This is a genomic window from Bacillus sp. ms-22, from assembly GCF_009759805.1.
GTDB lineage: Bacteria > Bacillota > Bacilli > Bacillales > Bacillaceae > Bacillus > Bacillus xiamenensis.
Genome location: NZ_CP046653.1, coordinates 3076143 through 3091985, shown reverse-complemented (window position 1 = coordinate 3091985; position 15843 = coordinate 3076143). Strand labels below are relative to the sequence as shown.

Here is a 15843-nt window from a genome sequence, read left to right as displayed (position 1 = left end):
TTTCTTCTTTTCAGCGTGATAGAAAACCATTGAATTCCAGAAAGGATAGCTGCTTTCAAAGAGCGAATTGAACCTTCGTGAGCAACAGCGCTTAGGACGAATACGAGGGTTTGTCTACACGCACAACTGTAGAGAGGCTTTACAGTTTTTTTTGATAAGAGCATTTAGCATAAGCATCGTGCTGATGAATGGATTCTTCATTGCGGCATTCGACTTGAAAGCCCTTGACCCAGTTTTGTTCATAAAGCTCGGCCGCAATTAACCTCGTGACATCCTCCACAAAGCGTGGATTTTCATAGGCCTCTTCTGTCACTTTCTTTTCATCAGGTCTTTTAAGTACGGGATAAAGGGGCGCACTCGCATTGGACTCGATGATCTGCAGTAGATCAGTTTTCATGTCATCAGGGAGCTGTACTTGTTCAAACAGCTCTACCTGAATAGACACAGTGCCGCGCTGATTATGCGCGCCGTATTCACTGATTTCTTTTGAACAAGGGCATAGTGTAGTGACCTGTGCAGTGCAGCCAACATGACAGATCCATCCGTTTTCTTCATGAAAATGGACGTCATATTGCACAGTCGCATGCATCAAACCGGACTTTCGGCTCACTGGGCTCTTTTTTTCCATGTACCAAGGAAAGGAAACCTGAACAGAGGCGGATGGCTGATTCATTTGCTTGGCAAGCTGTGCCGTCAATTCTTTTAAGGAATTCACATCAAGCGGCTTTCCGCTCTCGTAAAATGAGTGCAGCTGTTCAGTAAGACGGCTCATATGAATGCCTTTTTGATGAGCTGGCAAGTATGTGCTCAGTGCAAAGGCAGCGGAAGTTGTTTGGTGCTGTGGTGCCGTTTTAGACAAAATATGTACAGGATACGACACGCGGCAAATTCCGACTTGTTCAAGATCAAAATAAAAGTCCTGCTCCGTCTGTTGTATGTCCATCATGTCCTCTTTTTGACAAGGCTTCGTTCGAGCGCTTGGCGGGACAGATCCAAATTGTTGGTGTCGTTCTTTTTTGGGTGGAAAAGAAAGCATAGTGTACCTCCTTTAAATCGTAATAATTCCTATTTATTTTGCATCAAACAGCAGGAGAAATCAAGGGTCAAAAATTTAACGTTTACGTTAAGGTTATAAAACATTTGCGGAATTGTCATCGCTGGGGGAATTCTCGGCATGATCAATACGGTGCTTACGACGGCTGTCATGGGCTCAGCACCTGTTGAGCGTTCAATTGCTTCATCCTCTTACAGCGCAGTACGATTTATTGGTGGTGCGATTGCTCCTTGGATTGCCGGCGTACTCGCTGAAACGTATACAGCAAGTACGCCCTATTATGTAGGGGCGGCTGTTGTGCTGGCAGGGATGATCATCCTGCTTCTTGGCCGTAAGCATTTGGTGAATATACAGGCCGGTCATTAAAATAGAAAAAAGCCTTATATCTTTTTGAACAGATATAAGGCTTTTTTGACGTTATAATACTTTTGTCGTCCAAGATTCACAATTCCATGTATCGGTTGCAACATCTTGATAAAATTCAGGTTCGTGGGAAATCAATAAGACGCTGCCTTTATATTCTTTTAACGCGCGTTTTAGTTCTTCTTTCGCATCGACATCTAAGTGGTTTGTCGGCTCATCGAGAACAAGTAAATTGGTTTCTTCATTTATCAGCTTACAGAGGCGGACCTTTGCTTTCTCCCCGCCGCTTAGAACAGATACACGGCTTTCAATATGCTTTGTCGTTAATCCGCATTTGGCAAGGGCTGCTCTCACTTCATATTGCGTGTAAGAAGGGAAGGTGCTCCACACTTCTTCAATACAGGTGTTGCTGTTTTGCTCTTTGACTTCTTGCTCAAAGTAGCCGATATGCAAGAATTCTCCACGTTCCACCTCACCAGAAATTGGCGTGATTTCTCCAAGAAGGCTTCGCAGCAGCGTTGTTTTACCGATACCATTTGCGCCATATAAGGCGATTTTCTGTCCGCGTTCCATTTTCAGATTCAATGGGCGAGAGAGCGGTTCGTCATAACCAATGACTAAATCTTTCGTTTCAAAAATCAGTTTCCCAGACGTACGAGCCGGTTTAAAGTGGAATTCTGGTTTTGGCTTTTCGGCCGCCAGTTCAATCATATCCATCTTATCCAGTTTCTTTTGACGGGACATCGCCATATTTCTTGTGCTGACACGTGCTTTGTTTCTTGCAACAAAATCCTTTAATTCAGCGACTTCTTGCTGCTGCCTTTTATAGGCTGCTTCCAGCTGCTGTTTTTTGACTTCGTACACTTGTTTAAATTGATCATAATCACCAACGTAGCGTGTCAATTCTTGATTTTCGACATGATAAATCAAGTTAATGACACTGTTTAAAAACGGAATGTCATGTGAAATGAGGATGAACGCATTTTCATACTCCTGTAAATAGCGTTTCAGCCACTCAATATGCTGCTCATCCAAATAGTTGGTCGGCTCATCGAGAAGGAGAATTTCTGGCTTCTCTAACAGCAATTTTGCCAGCAGGACTTTTGTACGCTGCCCGCCGCTCAGCTCTGTCACATCACGATCCAGCCCAAGATCCGTTAACCCAAGACCTCTTGCGATTTCTTCCACCTTGGAATCAATGATATAGAAATCATTGTTTGTCAGTGCATCCTGAATGACGCCAACTTCCTCTAACAGCTTTTCCAGCTCATCAGGATCAGCTTCACCCATTTTGCCATAAATGTCATTCATTGAGGCTTCCATAGAGAATAAATAATGGAAGGCATCTTGAAGGACTTCACGGATGGTTCTTCCTTTTTCTAGCACGGTATGCTGATCAAGGTAGCCCACACGGACATTTTTGGCCCATTCGACTTTTCCTGCATCTGGCTCTAGCTTGCCAGTAATAATATTCATAAACGTTGACTTTCCTTCACCGTTAGCGCCGATCAAGCCGACATGCTCGCCTTTTAATAAACGGAAGGAGACTTCGTGGAAAATGGCTCTGTCACCAAAGCCATGGCTTAAATCTTTAACAGATAATATCATTTTTTACACCTCAAATAGATTCAAAACGGCTAGTGCCTCTCATGATTATATCGAACTGTCCGGCTCGATAAAAGCATCAAAAGAAAAATTGCGTTTCAAAGCTGATTTTGAGATACTTAAGGATAGATTGAATGAGGATAAAGGAGATCGACATGACCGAAAATTGGGCATTTTTAAAAGAAGCCAAACCATTTATACAAAAGAACTTTGAAGCGGCTGGCTTTGAGAAACCAACAGCGATACAAGAAAAAACAGCAGAGTGGATTACGGAAAAGCGCGATGTGATTGCAGAATCACCAACTGGAACGGGGAAGACACTTGCGTATGTTCTGCCGCTTTTAAATAAAATTGATGTGAGTATCAAACACCCGCAAGTCTTAATCTTGGCACCTTCAAGAGAGCTTGTGATGCAAATTTTTGATGTTGTGCAAGAGTTCAAACAAGGTTCAGACATCAAAGCTATTTCCTTAATAGGCGGGGCAAACATCAAGAAGCAGCAGGAAAAGCTAAAAAAACACCCAAACATCGTGGTGGCGACACCGGGCCGTGTACAAGAGTTAATCAAAATCAAGAAATTGAAAATGCATGAAGTCAAAACAATCGTGTTAGATGAAGCAGATCAGCTTCTTGTCCCAGAGCATATGAAAACGATCCAAGCGATCATTAAATCAACATTAAAAGAAAGACAAATTCTTTGTTTCTCTGCCACTTTGAAAGAGGAAACCGTTCAACTGATCAAAGAGATGACATCTGAGCCAGAGGTATTGACAATTAGCAGAAGCCAGGAAGAAGCGCAGAAGGTAGGGCATTACTATTTGTTATGTGATCAGCGGGATAAAGTGAAACTGCTCCAAAAGCTATCGCGGCTTGAGGACATGCAGGCGCTTGTCTTTGTGCGCGATATTACGAATTTAAGCATTTATGCAGAAAAATTAGCGTATCATCATGTTGATCTTGGAGTGCTTCACAGTGAAGCGAAAAAAGCAGATCGTGCTGTTATTTTAAAGGCATTTGAACAGCATGAATTTCCGCTTCTTCTTGCAACGGATATTGCAGCAAGAGGCATTGATATTGACGATTTACCGTACGTCATCCATGCAGATCTGCCAAATGAAGAAGGCTATATTCATCGTTCAGGCAGAACAGGCCGTGCAGGAAAAGAAGGGGCTGTCATCAGTCTTGTCACCCATCAAGAGCATGCGATGCTGAAAAAAATGGCGAAAAAGCTGAATCTCTCGCTTGAGGAAATTGTGTATAAACAAGGCCAGCTGCAGCTTGTGCAGCATCAGGCATAATAAAAGGACCCTGCTGTTTGGCGGGTCCTTTCAGCGTGTAGACAAACCCTCGCATTCGCCCGCAGTCCTGCGCGCTGGTGCTCGTCCTTCCTAGACTGCAAAGGTTTTCTATCACGCTGAAAAGAAGAAAAAGGGCTAAAATAAAGTTCATTTTAGCCCTTTTGGTGTTATGAAACTTTGACAAGCTGTTTTCCGACATTTTCCCCTTTGAATAGTCCAAGGAACGCATCAGGAATGTTGTCAAAACCTTCGATAATGGTTTCTTTGTAAGTCAGTTTGTCTTCTTTTATCCATTGAGCGAGATCTTTTGCCGCCTCTTCAAAACGATCAGCGTAGTTGGCAACAATGAAGCCTTGCATCAATGCGCTTGTTTTAATGAGTTTTGTTTGTACACGCAGTCCGATGTCTTTGCTAGGGCTAATATTATAAGAAGAAATAGCGCCGCAGACTGGAATACGGGCAAAGCGGTTCAAATGATTCATCACGGCATCAGAGATTTCGCCGCCAACATTGTCAAAATACACATCGACACCGTTTGGACAAGCTTTTGCAATGGCATCATCTAAATCGTTTGTTGTTTTATAATTAATGGTTTCATCAAAGCCGAGCTCTTTTAAATAAGCCAGCTTATCATCAGATCCGGCAATGCCAACGACGTGGGCGCCTTTGATTTTAGCGATCTGTCCGACAACGGAACCAACGGCACCAGCGGCTCCAGAGATGACAACGGTTTCGCCTTCTTTTGGCTGACCAATCGCAAGAAGTCCAAAATAGGCTGTTTGTCCAGGCATGCCTAAAATCCCTAAGTAATAAGATAACGGCGCAATAGATGGATCAATTTTTGTCAGAGACTCTGCTTTGGCCGTAGAGTATTCTTGCCAGCCAAGGAATCCAAGAACAAAGTCACCTTTTTTAAATTGAGGTGATTTGGACTCGATGACTTCTCCGACAACACCCCCCTGAATCACTTCATTGAGCTTGAACGGAGGTGTATAGGATTTTGTATCCTGCATTCGTCCCCTCATATAAGGATCTACAGACACATATTTCGTTTGAATCAAGACTTCACCATCTTGAGGTACTGGTATATCAACGGTTTCAAAATGAAAAACATCTTTTGTAGGTAACCCTTTTGGACGTTTTGCTAATTGAATTTGCTTTTGTTGACTCATGTCAAATCCTCCCTTTCACTTGCATCCTAGATCTACATTAACATGATTGCTTCTTTTCATTCAAAACATACGATCTTTTCAAAACACATACAAAAAAGCAGTCACCATCTAAAAGAAGGGGACTACTTTTTTTGAAGAGAGACAGAAAGGAGCGGCGGGAGAGAAACAAACAGCTGATACACGTCCGCATCACGTTCTTTTAACAAATATTCATTTGCATTTTGCATGGAGGCTTTCATCATATCGTGCGTCACAAAAGGAAAAAGGATATTCAAATATGAGGACAACAGGTCTTGTGGATCTTGTTCGATTGACTCGATATCTCCAATGTTAATAATAATCGAAAAGAGATAATCAATGCAGATGTGAAAGTGCTGTTCAGCAAACAATGTAAGCGGCTTTGCTTTTGATTCTTCAGGATGCCATTTTTGAAAAAGCTGTTTCACCAAATCACTGACAACCCATGCATTAAACTGCTGCTCAGCTGAAAAATAATACATCAGCTCCACCCCATTTCTAGCCTCCAGTATATGAATTGTACAACAAATCATGAGGAATGAACACGATAATTCAGAAAATTTAGTCATTTATGTGGGAATTTTGTCAAAAATAAGTCAATAGGCACAGTAAATACATGTCGCTAAATGGATGTGCAAGTGGAAGGTTTAATGACAAAAGTGACGGGTAAAAGATTCGTAAGACGTTAAAGGAGGAATATATAATGAAACCTGTTGTAAGAGAGTATTCAAATGATGAAACACTTCAAAGAGATGTAGAGCAACTAAAAGCACTCGGTGTTGCAAGAGAGGACATATATGTTCTGTCCCATGACGATGATCGAACAGAGCGTATTGCAAGCAATGCAGATGCAAATACGATAGGTCCAAAAGAAGTTGGACTTAAGCATGCTGTTGGAAATATCTTTAGTAAAAAGGGCGACGAGCTCCGTAATAAAATTCATGAAATAGGTTTCTCTAAAGAAGAAGCTGAGACATTTGAAGAGCATCTAGATGAAGGAAAAGTTCTTCTTTTTGTAACAGACCATGAAAAAGTGAAAAGCTGGGCATAAATGCCACTTAAAAAGCCTCTTACTTTTGTAAGGGGCTTTCAGTGTGACATCATTTCCTATCCATGCCGTTCAGAAGACATCATGAAGAAAGTGATTTCGAAATTGAATAGGAATGAATGGAGCTGTCAAGAAGGTGAGTGCGTCATTTTTAGAAGCAACACTTCTGTACAAAGTCATGACTTAGATGTCACCTTTATCGGAGGGGAAGATGCACCTTCTTACTTTGAAGGAGAAGGTGTGGAAAAACGAAAAGAGGCAATCCGTCCAGTAGAAGTTGAATATAGTATGGTATAAAAAGATTTCATGATGACGATGAGAGTTCAATGAAGAAAAGACCTTGTGCCTGAAGTGCAAGGTCTTTTCAAATTTTTTATAAAAATAAAATGGTACATACAATTTTCCACATGATGATGAATACGATGGATGGAGGTGATTCCGTGAGAAGGTGTAGACAATGCGGAGAGATGTACCCAACTCATACAGACCGCTACCAAAAAGGAAGCTGGTATGATGCGTATAAGGATGATCGCTGGGAATGTGATAGTTGTAAGAAAGGAAAGTCAAAAAAGCTAGTAAAAAATCCATGTTGCGGAAAAGATCCTTGTGTTTGTGTCATTCAAGGATCACATGGAGGAAGAGGAAGAAAAGGTCCAGCAGGTCCAGCAGGTCCAGTTGGCCCAGTAGGTCCAGCGGGTCCAGCAGGTCCAACGGGCGTAGGTTTAACGGGCATCGTAGCATTTGATCAAGCGGCAGCCCCAACATATCCAATAGGTCAAGTAGTGACGTACGAAGGCAGTACGTATGTGGTGAATTCAATACCGCCAATCGGTACGCCGGATACGTCGTTGAATTATACGCTGTTAGCCGCTGCCGGTGCAACCGGTGTCACGGGAGACCCAGGCGCTACGGGTGCGACAGGAGCGACGGGAGTAGGTCTAGCTGGAGTCGTGCCGTTTGATGCGGCAGAAGCGCCAACATATCCAGAAGGTCAAGTAGTGACATATGAAGGTGGAACATATCTTGTGAATACAGCACCGCCAGCAGGCACACCAGATATATCACCAGACTATACGTTATTGGCCGCTGTAGGAGCCACCGGGGCAACAGGTGATACGGGAGCGACGGGAGTAGGTCTAGCTGGAGTCGTGCCGTTTGATGCAGCAGAAGCGCCAACATATCCAGTTGGTCAAGTAGTGACATATGAAGGTGGAACATATCTTGTGAATACAGTACCACCAGCAGGCACACCAGATACATCACCAGACTATACATTATTGGCAGCTGCAGGTGTGACAGGAACAACTGGCGCAACAGGTGATACAGGAGCGACGGGAGTAGGTCTAGCTGGAGTCGTGCCGTTTGATGCGGCAGAAGCACCAACATACCCAATAGGTCAAGTAGTGACATATGAAGGTGGAACATACCTAGTCAATACAGCACCGCCAACAGGCACACCAGATACATCACCAGACTATACGTTATTGGCCGCTGTAGGAGCCACCGGGGCAACAGGTGAAACGGGAGCAACCGGCACAGGTGAAACGGGAGCAACCGGAGCCACGGGAGCAACTGGTGCAACCGGAGCCACAGGCGCCACAGGAGCAACTGGTGTAACCGGAGATACAGGAGCCACAGGAGTCACTGGTGCAACCGGAGATACAGGAGCCACAGGAGTCACTGGTGCAACCGGAGATACAGGAGCCACAGGAGCAACTGGTGTAACCGGAGATACAGGAGCCACAGGAGCAACCGGAGATACAGGAGCCACAGGAGCAACCGGAGATACAGGAGCCACAGGAGCAACTGGTGTAACAGGAGATACAGGAGCCACAGGAGCAACCGGAGATACAGGAGCCACAGGAGTCACTGGTGCAACCGGAGATACAGGAGCCACAGGAGCAACTGGTGTAACAGGAGATACAGGAGCCACAGGAGCAACTGGTGTAACAGGAGATACAGGAGCCACAGGAGCAACCGGAGATACAGGCGCCACAGGAGCAACCGGAGATACAGGAGCCACAGGCGCCACAGGAGCAACCGGAGATACAGGAGCCACAGGAGCAACTGGTGTAACAGGAGATACAGGAGCCACAGGAGCAACTGGTGTAACAGGAGATACAGGCGCCACAGGAGCAACCGGAGCAAGTGCGATTATTCCATTTGCATCTGGTACTCCGGCTGTTTTGACAACAATTGCTGGTGGTCTCGTTGGAACATCTAGCTTGGTCGGATTTGGCAGCTCAGCGACAGGTGTCACTATTGTAGGCGGGATCATTGATTTAACAGGTGCCGCAGGAACGTTATTAAACATGGCGTTCTCAGTTCCAAGGGATGGAACCATTACGTCTTTTGCCGGCTATTTTAGTACGACAGCAGGCCTTTCTTTAGTTGGCACGAGTATTACCGTTACGGCTAGTCTGTTTGCTTCACCGACACCAAATAACAGCTTTACTCAAGTAGCTAGCGTCACACTGGACCCAGCGTTAACCGGAATTTTAACGCTAGGTGCTATAGCAACCGGCATTGCTACTGATCTGAATGTGCCAGTCACATCGCAAACAAGATTGCTTGTTGTATTCTCTGCATCAGCTACAGGTCTTTCCTTAGTGAATACCGTAGCAGGCTATGCAAGTGCTGGTTTATCCATCACGTAAAAAACAAACAGGGATGACTCCATGCTGAGTCATCCTCAGATTGTAGAGAAACTCATGTTTTTCTACAATCTTTTTTATTTTCAGCGTAAGTATGATGGATAAGATTGAATGAAAAAGGCCTCCCACACACCTAGCCTAACTTCGCTAGGTGTGTGGCAATCTTCTTCATGTTCTGACAGGCAGCTGTGAGAAGCACTTGCTCACTCACATTTTGTTTTCCCCTCAACCGGCAGTAGCGAAGCCCATGCAGTTGTTTTGAATCTGCAAAGCTTCGCTCTATTTTTTCTTTTCTTTTTTTGTATAGCTCTTTTCCAGCGGGAGACAGACGATTTTGTCTGACCTTTTCTTTATGTTCCTCCCACACATGTCTTGAGATGACCTTTTGATGATTTTTAGATCTTGTACAGTTTTCAAGAAAAGGACACGAAGCACATTTTTTGGGATCTGATTTGTAGAACCTATAGCCTTTTCGATCAGTTGTGGTATATGAAAGCTTTTCACCATTCGGGCATATGTAGTGATCGTGTTCAGAGTCATACTGAAATTTCCACTTCTCAAATAATCCTCTTGTTGGATGAAAGCGTCTATGTGCGATAACACCAAAAATACGTCGATCGGATAAACCTTTACAGATTGGGGTTGTCAAATAACCAGAATCAAGGGCAACAGCTTCTACTTGAAAACCAAATCGTGCGATTTGGTGATCCAGTCGTTCAAGATATGGTACAGAATCGTGGACATTACCTGGTGTGACATGAGCATCAGTGATGATATTGTACTTCATATCTGTTGTACGGTGGTCTAGGTAGAAAAAGCCTTCTGGCTTGTTTTCACGATAAAGATAGCCACTTTCAGGATCAGTCTTACTTTGACGAATGTCTTTTTCCGTTTTCACCTCCTCTTTTACCTTTAAGGGCTTTTTTCCGTGTGCCATCCGATCTTCTTGGATCGCTTCTTCTAAATCATTTATATAGTTCTGGGTATCTTGTTCAATCGTTTTTCTCGTATATTTATGTTTATTGGCATTGGCTTTAAGATGAGTTGAATCAGTAAAAAGAACGCGGCCTCCTACCATATCATGATTGATAGCTTGAAGCACGATCTCGTCGAAAATGTCTTGAAAAATCGTTGTATCTTTGAATCGAGTACGACGATTCCAGCTAATGGTCGAGTGATGAGGAACGGGGTCATTGATGTTCAAACCTAAAAACCATCTATACGCCATGTTATAGTAAATTTCTTTTTCAAGTTGTCTTTCAGAACGGATACCGTACAGGTATCCGATAAACATCATTTTGAACAAAATAAGTGGATCAAGAGAAGGGCGACCTTTATTCTCGCTATAATACGGTCTTACTTTATCTACGATAAATGAAAAATCAATGTACTGATCAATTTTACGAAGCAGGTGATCCTCTTCGACCAGTTGATCTAGTAATACAAATTCGGCTTCGTGCTGAGAAGAATTTCTAGTGTGGAACATGAGAAAAACACCTTCCTTTAGTGGGCTTTTCTCTATTATAAAATGAGGGGATGGAAACTTTAAGGAAAAAATTAAAGCTGTCGAGATTTTCTCGACAGCCTGGGGATGACTCCATGCTGAGTCATCCTTTTTTGATTGAATGAATTTTCTCTTAACTTAGTGAGAAAAAATGATATGATTTTCTTAGAGTCTATTCTATGAATCTACTGAAATTAGGGGTTGTCGCGGTGAGGATGGGCAAAAGGAAAGTCACTTTACAAACGAAAATTTTGGGGTTAATTATCGGGCTTTTGCTTGTTGTCATTGCCTTATTGACGATTTGTTTCGGTTTTTTGCAAACATCAGAAAGGCAGAGACAAGCCGAACAGCTGGCAGTGCAAACCGCTAGAACGATATCCTATATGCCGCCCATTAAAACATCGGTGGCTACCGGAGCGTCCCAAAATGAAGAACAGGCAGTGCTTGAGCAGATGAGGGAGCAAGTAAGAGCACATGCTATCTTCATCACCAATCAAAAAGGAAAGGTCCTTTTTCATACGAATCATGAGGATGTAGGGGAAACCATCAGTGTATCTGAAGGAAGGAGCACCCTGCTATTTGGAGGAACCTCTATATCAACTGGTGATTCTGATGGTGAAACCGTCGTCAGAGGCAGTGCGCCGATTATGAAGGAAACAGGACAGCATGAAGAAATTATTGGCACAGTCACCGTCGAATTTTTAAAAAGAGACATTGACCAAGCGACAGCCCATCAATTATTCAAATTGAGTTATATCGCTCTTCTTGTTTTGCTGCCTGGCGTTTTTGGAGCTATTTTTTTAACAAGAAGTATTCGAAAAGATACATTAGGGCTTGAACCACATGAAATTGCCTCATTATATCGAGAAAGAGAAGCGATGCTGCACGCGATTAAAGAGGGCATCATTGCGTTTGACCGCAAAGGTGCAATTACAATGATGAATACGTCAGCCGAACAGATGCTACGCGTCTCTTCAACGCTGCCTCTTCATATTGATCAAGTGTTGCCAAATGCCAATCTTCTATCCTATCTAAAGATAGAGACGATTGAACCTAACATAGAAACCGTCGTCAATGATAAAACCTTTGTGTTAAATGTAAAAAAAGTGATGCAGGACAATCGAGTATTCGGGGGGATTGTGAGCTTCAGGGAGAAAACAGAGCTGACGAAGCTGCTGGATACATTAACAGAGGTAAGCCAATATTCAGAAGACCTAAGAGCACAAACACACGAATTTTCAAATAAGCTGTACGCCATTTTAGGTTTGCTTGAGCTGAAACAAGTGGATGAAGCCATTGACTTCATTAAAGAAGAATATACAATTCAAAATCGTCAGCACGATTTACTCATGAAGCAAATTCGCTCTCCAAAAATACAAGCCATTTTACTCGGCAAGTTAGGAAAGGCATCTGAGAAAAAGATTCATTTTCACATTGATGAAAACAGTTCATTGGAGCCGCTTCCCGCACATTTGAGTATATCTCACTTTATCACGATTATTGGCAATCTCGTAGACAATGCGTTTGAGGCTGTATTGAATAAGGAGAAGAGAGAAGTAGTCCTGTTCATCACAGATATTGGATTTGATATTATCATAGAGGTGTCTGATTCAGGGGATGGTGTCAATGAAGGAGCCATTTCACAACTTTTCACAAGAGGTCATTCATCAAAGGGAGAAGGGCGAGGCTTTGGACTTGCCAATGTCAAAGAGGTATTGGACGAACTTGGGGGCTGGATTGAAGTACAGAACCAAAAAGAAGGCGGTGCCATCTTCACTGTATACATACCGAAAGGCACAAAGGGGGAATAGATTGTGATGAAGGTACTCATTGCGGAGGATGATTTTCGAATCGCTGCCATTCATGAATCTTATATACAAAAGATAGAAGGCTTTCAAGTCGCCGCAAAGGCAAAGAGTGCAAAGGATATGTGGGAGGCACTTCAAAAAGAACAGGTGGATCTGATTTTGCTTGATGTGTATATGCCTGATGAGCTTGGCACTCACCTTTTGCCGCTTTTAAGAGAGCGCCATCCTGAAGTGGATGTGATCATTATCACGGCTGCAACGGAAACGAAGCTGCTAAGAGACGCCCTTCATTATGGCGTGGTTCATTATTTAATCAAACCGGTGACAGCTCAAAAATTCACGCAGGTCTTAACCGAATATAAAGAAAAGAAAGACTTGATTAACTCAAAGGATGAAGTCAATCAAACGATGATTGATCTGTTTTTTGGGCAGATGCAGGAAGAACCAAAACAAAAGGATGACCGCGACCTGCCAACAGGCATTAATTCACTCACCTTGGATAAAGTGAAAACATTGATGGCATCAGAGAATAGCGGGATCACAGCGGAAGAACTCGGAGAAAAAATGGGCGCATCACGCACAACAGCGAGACGATACGTAGAGTATCTTGTCACAACGGGAGAATGCCGGGCAGAGCTTGCGTATGGAATCATTGGCAGACCAGAACGTAAATATTATCCTGCCAAAAAGCAATTGGAGTCATAAAAGATGAAAAAAGGAATCCTTCTCCTCATCATGACCTGCCTTTGTATGACGCTCACCTTTAATGAAAAAACAGCAAAAGATTCTTTCCTGCAAAACAGCCCATTATACATTGTGGTATCAGGTGTACCTGACGGCGGATTTGACCAAACGGCCCAAGTGATGAAATCCGTGCTAGAGCAAGAAAAGCTGGTGAAGCAGCCTGTGAATATTCTTTATCAAAGAGGTGGTACGGTCGATAAAGGATGGACCTACATGATGGAGCGAGAGGCCAATTATATTAGTTTAAATTCAAGCCTATTATTAAGCCGTAATTTGCTTGGCAGCAGTAACGTGACCATGAATGATGTGACCCCGCTCGCCATTCTTGCAGAGGAGTGGCAAGTCGTCGCAGTGCCTGTTGATTCTCCTTTCTCAAATGGGAAAGAGCTGTTAAACGCACTAAAGAAAAAACCGGATTCCTTAAAAATTGGGTTTGCCCCGGACTTTGGGAATGATGATCAAATCTCATTCGCACGGGCTGCCGAAATGGCAGGAATTGATCCATATCGCATTCAATTTTTGAAGTTTGACAGTGCAGATGATTTATTTCAGGCACTCATTGCTCATGAAGTGGATGCAGCAACGACAACCATTACAGAGGTTCGCCATGATTATGAAAAGAAAAGGCTAAAGCTCGTCGCGACCACAACGAATCAGCGTTTAGAGGGATTTAAAGATGTACCTACTTGGAAAGAGCAGGGAATCCCGCTCACCTTTTCTCATTGGCGTGGTGTGATGGGACCAAAGCAAATGAATCAGCACGACATTCGTGAATGGGATCAGCTTCTTCAAAAAATGACACAAACCAAGTCATGGAAAAAGCAGTTGAAACAAAAAGGCTGGACAGGCCGGTATATGAACAGTAAAGAAGCAAAGGTCTTTATGGAAGATCAATTAAGACGTTATGAACAGTTCATACAAGGAGAAAAAGCGGTCAGGTGAGGCCGCTTTTTTTCATGGAATCAACAAACGGCAACAATTGCACAAAATGAACAAAAAGCATTTATCGACCGAAAAAGAATTAAAATTCATAATATTTACTTCAATTCAGGCGTCAGATATCATGACAGAAAGGGTTGGAAATGGGATACCAATATTAATGAAAGCGTATACAAAATAAGGGGTGAACAACGTGTTAGCGATCTTAGGATTTCTTATGATGATTGTATTTATGGTATTGATTATGACAAAACGTATGTCTGTTTTAACGGCATTGGTATTAACACCGATTGCATTTGCTCTTATTGCAGGTTTTCATTTTACAGAAATTTCAGACATGATTGTGAAAGGCGTCCAGCAAGTTGCACCTACGGCGGTCATGATCATGTTTGCCATTTTGTACTTCGGGATTATGATTGATGCGGGTTTATTTGATCCAATGGTGGCGAAAATTTTAAGAATTGTTAAAGGCGATCCATTAAAAATTGTTGTCGGGACAGCGGTGCTGACGATGCTTGTCGCGCTCGACGGAGATGGAACCACAACGTATATGATTACAACAACAGCCATGCTTCCGTTATTTACACTGCTTGGCATTCGGCCAATTATTCTAGCAGGTATTGCGGGTGTTGGAATGGGGATTATGAATACGATCCCATGGGGAGGAGCAACACCTAGAGCGGCGAGTGCTCTTGGCGTCGATCCATCACTATTATTTGGGCCGATGATTCCAGTCATTGGTGCAGGGATTCTCAGTATGGTCGTAGTTGCTTACTTTCTTGGAAAAGCCGAAAGAAAACGCCTTGGTGTGATTGAGCTCGACCAGCCGATTCATGCAAATGAAATGGCAGCGGCCCTGCAAGATGACATCAAACGCCCAAAACTTTGGTGGTTTAACCTGACACTGACTTTATTATTGGTCCTATTGCTTGTATCAGGAAAAGTCAGCTTAACGGTTCTGTTTGTTCTTGCTTTCTGTGTCGCCATTATCGTGAACTATCCGAATTTAGAGCAGCAACGTGAGCGGATTGCGGCTCATTCAACAAACGTTTTAGCCATTGCTTCAATGATCTTTGCGGCCGGTGTTTTTACAGGCATCTTAACTGGGACGAAAATGGTTGATGAAATGGCGATTTCGATTGTATCGGCTATTCCAGAACAGCTTGGCGGATTTATTCCAGTCATTGTCGCGTTAACAAGCGGGATATTTACGTTCTTTATGCCGAATGATGCATATTTTTACGGGGTACTGCCGATCCTATCAGAAACAGCGGCGGCATACGGTGTCGATAAAATTGAGATTGCGAGAGCATCTATTATTGGTCAGCCGATTCATATGTTAAGTCCACTTGTTCCATCGACTCATTTACTTGTTGGACTTGTTGGGGTATCACTGGATCAGCATCAGAAATTTGGGATGAAATGGGCTGTACTTGCAGTCGTCGCCATGACGGTTATGGCGGTTCTCATTGGAGCCATTTCTATCTGGTAATGAGAAGAGTGTCTGCTGCCATGCAGGCACTCTTTTTTAGGTCCTATTGCTGGGTGAGATCCATTCATTTGCCCTATATAAAGGGCTGTTTGATTCCTCCAAAAGTTATATTTTTGAAAAATGCTGACACTTTTGCTGTTTTTT

Annotated in this window: 13 protein-coding genes and 1 pseudogene; 9 read left to right on the top strand and 5 right to left on the bottom strand. The window is 43.1% G+C overall.

The window, feature by feature from the left end:
• Window positions 1-139: 139 nt before the first annotated feature.
• Entirely contained in the window at window positions 140-1036 is an 897-nt protein-coding gene (folE2, locus tag GPA07_RS16095; protein WP_157292963.1) for a GTP cyclohydrolase FolE2, read from the bottom strand.
• 111 nt (window positions 1037-1147) lie between these two features.
• Here folE2 and GPA07_RS16090 point away from each other — a divergent pair.
• Window positions 1148-1420: pseudogene (locus GPA07_RS16090) on the top strand (MFS transporter); the annotation flags it as partial.
• A gap of 51 nt (window positions 1421-1471) precedes the next feature.
• Here GPA07_RS16090 and GPA07_RS16085 read toward each other — a convergent pair.
• Complete coding sequence (locus GPA07_RS16085; RefSeq protein WP_008355885.1) at window positions 1472-3025, bottom strand: ABC-F family ATP-binding cassette domain-containing protein; 1554 nt, start codon at window positions 3023-3025, stop codon at window positions 1472-1474.
• A 152-nt stretch (window positions 3026-3177) separates the two neighbouring features.
• On the opposite strand from GPA07_RS16085, the gene GPA07_RS16080 reads away from it, so the two are divergent.
• Entirely contained in the window at window positions 3178-4320 is a 1143-nt protein-coding gene (locus GPA07_RS16080) for a DEAD/DEAH box helicase (RefSeq protein WP_008355886.1), read from the top strand.
• Window positions 4321-4487: 167 nt separating this feature from the next.
• Here the strand turns inward: GPA07_RS16080 and GPA07_RS16075 are convergent, their stop codons facing one another.
• Window positions 4488-5492, bottom strand: a complete 1005-nt coding sequence (locus GPA07_RS16075; protein ID WP_157292962.1) for an NADP-dependent oxidoreductase — start codon at window positions 5490-5492, stop codon at window positions 4488-4490.
• Between the two features lie 122 nt (window positions 5493-5614).
• On the bottom strand, window positions 5615-5992 hold the full coding sequence (locus GPA07_RS16070) for a YfmB family protein (RefSeq protein ID WP_034738324.1): 378 nt from the start codon (window positions 5990-5992) through the stop codon (window positions 5615-5617).
• Window positions 5993-6213: 221 nt separating this feature from the next.
• On the opposite strand from GPA07_RS16070, the gene GPA07_RS16065 reads away from it, so the two are divergent.
• The 3 genes from GPA07_RS16065 to GPA07_RS16055 all read left to right on the top strand — a co-directional run bounded on the left by GPA07_RS16065 (window position 6214) and on the right by GPA07_RS16055 (window position 9215).
• Entirely contained in the window at window positions 6214-6561 is a 348-nt protein-coding gene (locus GPA07_RS16065; RefSeq protein ID WP_034738326.1) for a YflT domain-containing protein, read from the top strand.
• Window positions 6562-6642: 81 nt separating this feature from the next.
• Window positions 6643-6855, top strand: a complete 213-nt coding sequence (locus GPA07_RS16060; RefSeq protein ID WP_008355895.1) for a bifunctional 5-amino-6-(5-phosphoribosylamino)uracil reductase/diaminohydroxyphosphoribosylaminopyrimidine deaminase — start codon at window positions 6643-6645, stop codon at window positions 6853-6855.
• Window positions 6856-6944: 89 nt separating this feature from the next.
• A complete protein-coding gene (locus GPA07_RS16055) occupies window positions 6945-9215 on the top strand; it encodes an exosporium glycoprotein BclB-related protein (RefSeq protein ID WP_232532063.1) in 2271 nt (756 codons plus the stop codon).
• 130 nt (window positions 9216-9345) lie between these two features.
• Here the strand turns inward: GPA07_RS16055 and GPA07_RS16050 are convergent, their stop codons facing one another.
• Window positions 9346-10698: an IS1182 family transposase gene (locus GPA07_RS16050; protein ID WP_157292061.1), complete on the bottom strand. Its 1353-nt coding sequence runs from the start codon at window positions 10696-10698 to the stop codon at window positions 9346-9348.
• A gap of 233 nt (window positions 10699-10931) precedes the next feature.
• On the opposite strand from GPA07_RS16050, the gene GPA07_RS16045 reads away from it, so the two are divergent.
• The 4 genes from GPA07_RS16045 (at window position 10932) to GPA07_RS16030 (ending at window position 15699) form a co-directional block, all read left to right on the top strand.
• Window positions 10932-12527 carry a sensor histidine kinase gene (locus GPA07_RS16045; protein ID WP_008361855.1) on the top strand — a complete coding sequence of 532 codons (1596 nt, stop codon included), beginning with the start codon at window positions 10932-10934 and terminating at the stop codon, window positions 12525-12527.
• 3 nt (window positions 12528-12530) lie between these two features.
• A complete protein-coding gene (locus tag GPA07_RS16040; protein ID WP_157292960.1) occupies window positions 12531-13229 on the top strand; it encodes a response regulator in 699 nt (232 codons plus the stop codon).
• A gap of 3 nt (window positions 13230-13232) precedes the next feature.
• On the top strand, window positions 13233-14210 hold the full coding sequence (locus GPA07_RS16035; RefSeq protein ID WP_008361857.1) for a tripartite tricarboxylate transporter substrate binding protein: 978 nt from the start codon (window positions 13233-13235) through the stop codon (window positions 14208-14210).
• Between the two features lie 190 nt (window positions 14211-14400).
• Window positions 14401-15699: an Mg(2+)/citrate complex secondary transporter CitM gene (locus tag GPA07_RS16030; protein ID WP_157292959.1), complete on the top strand. Its 1299-nt coding sequence runs from the start codon at window positions 14401-14403 to the stop codon at window positions 15697-15699.
• Window positions 15700-15843 lie beyond the last annotated feature (144 nt).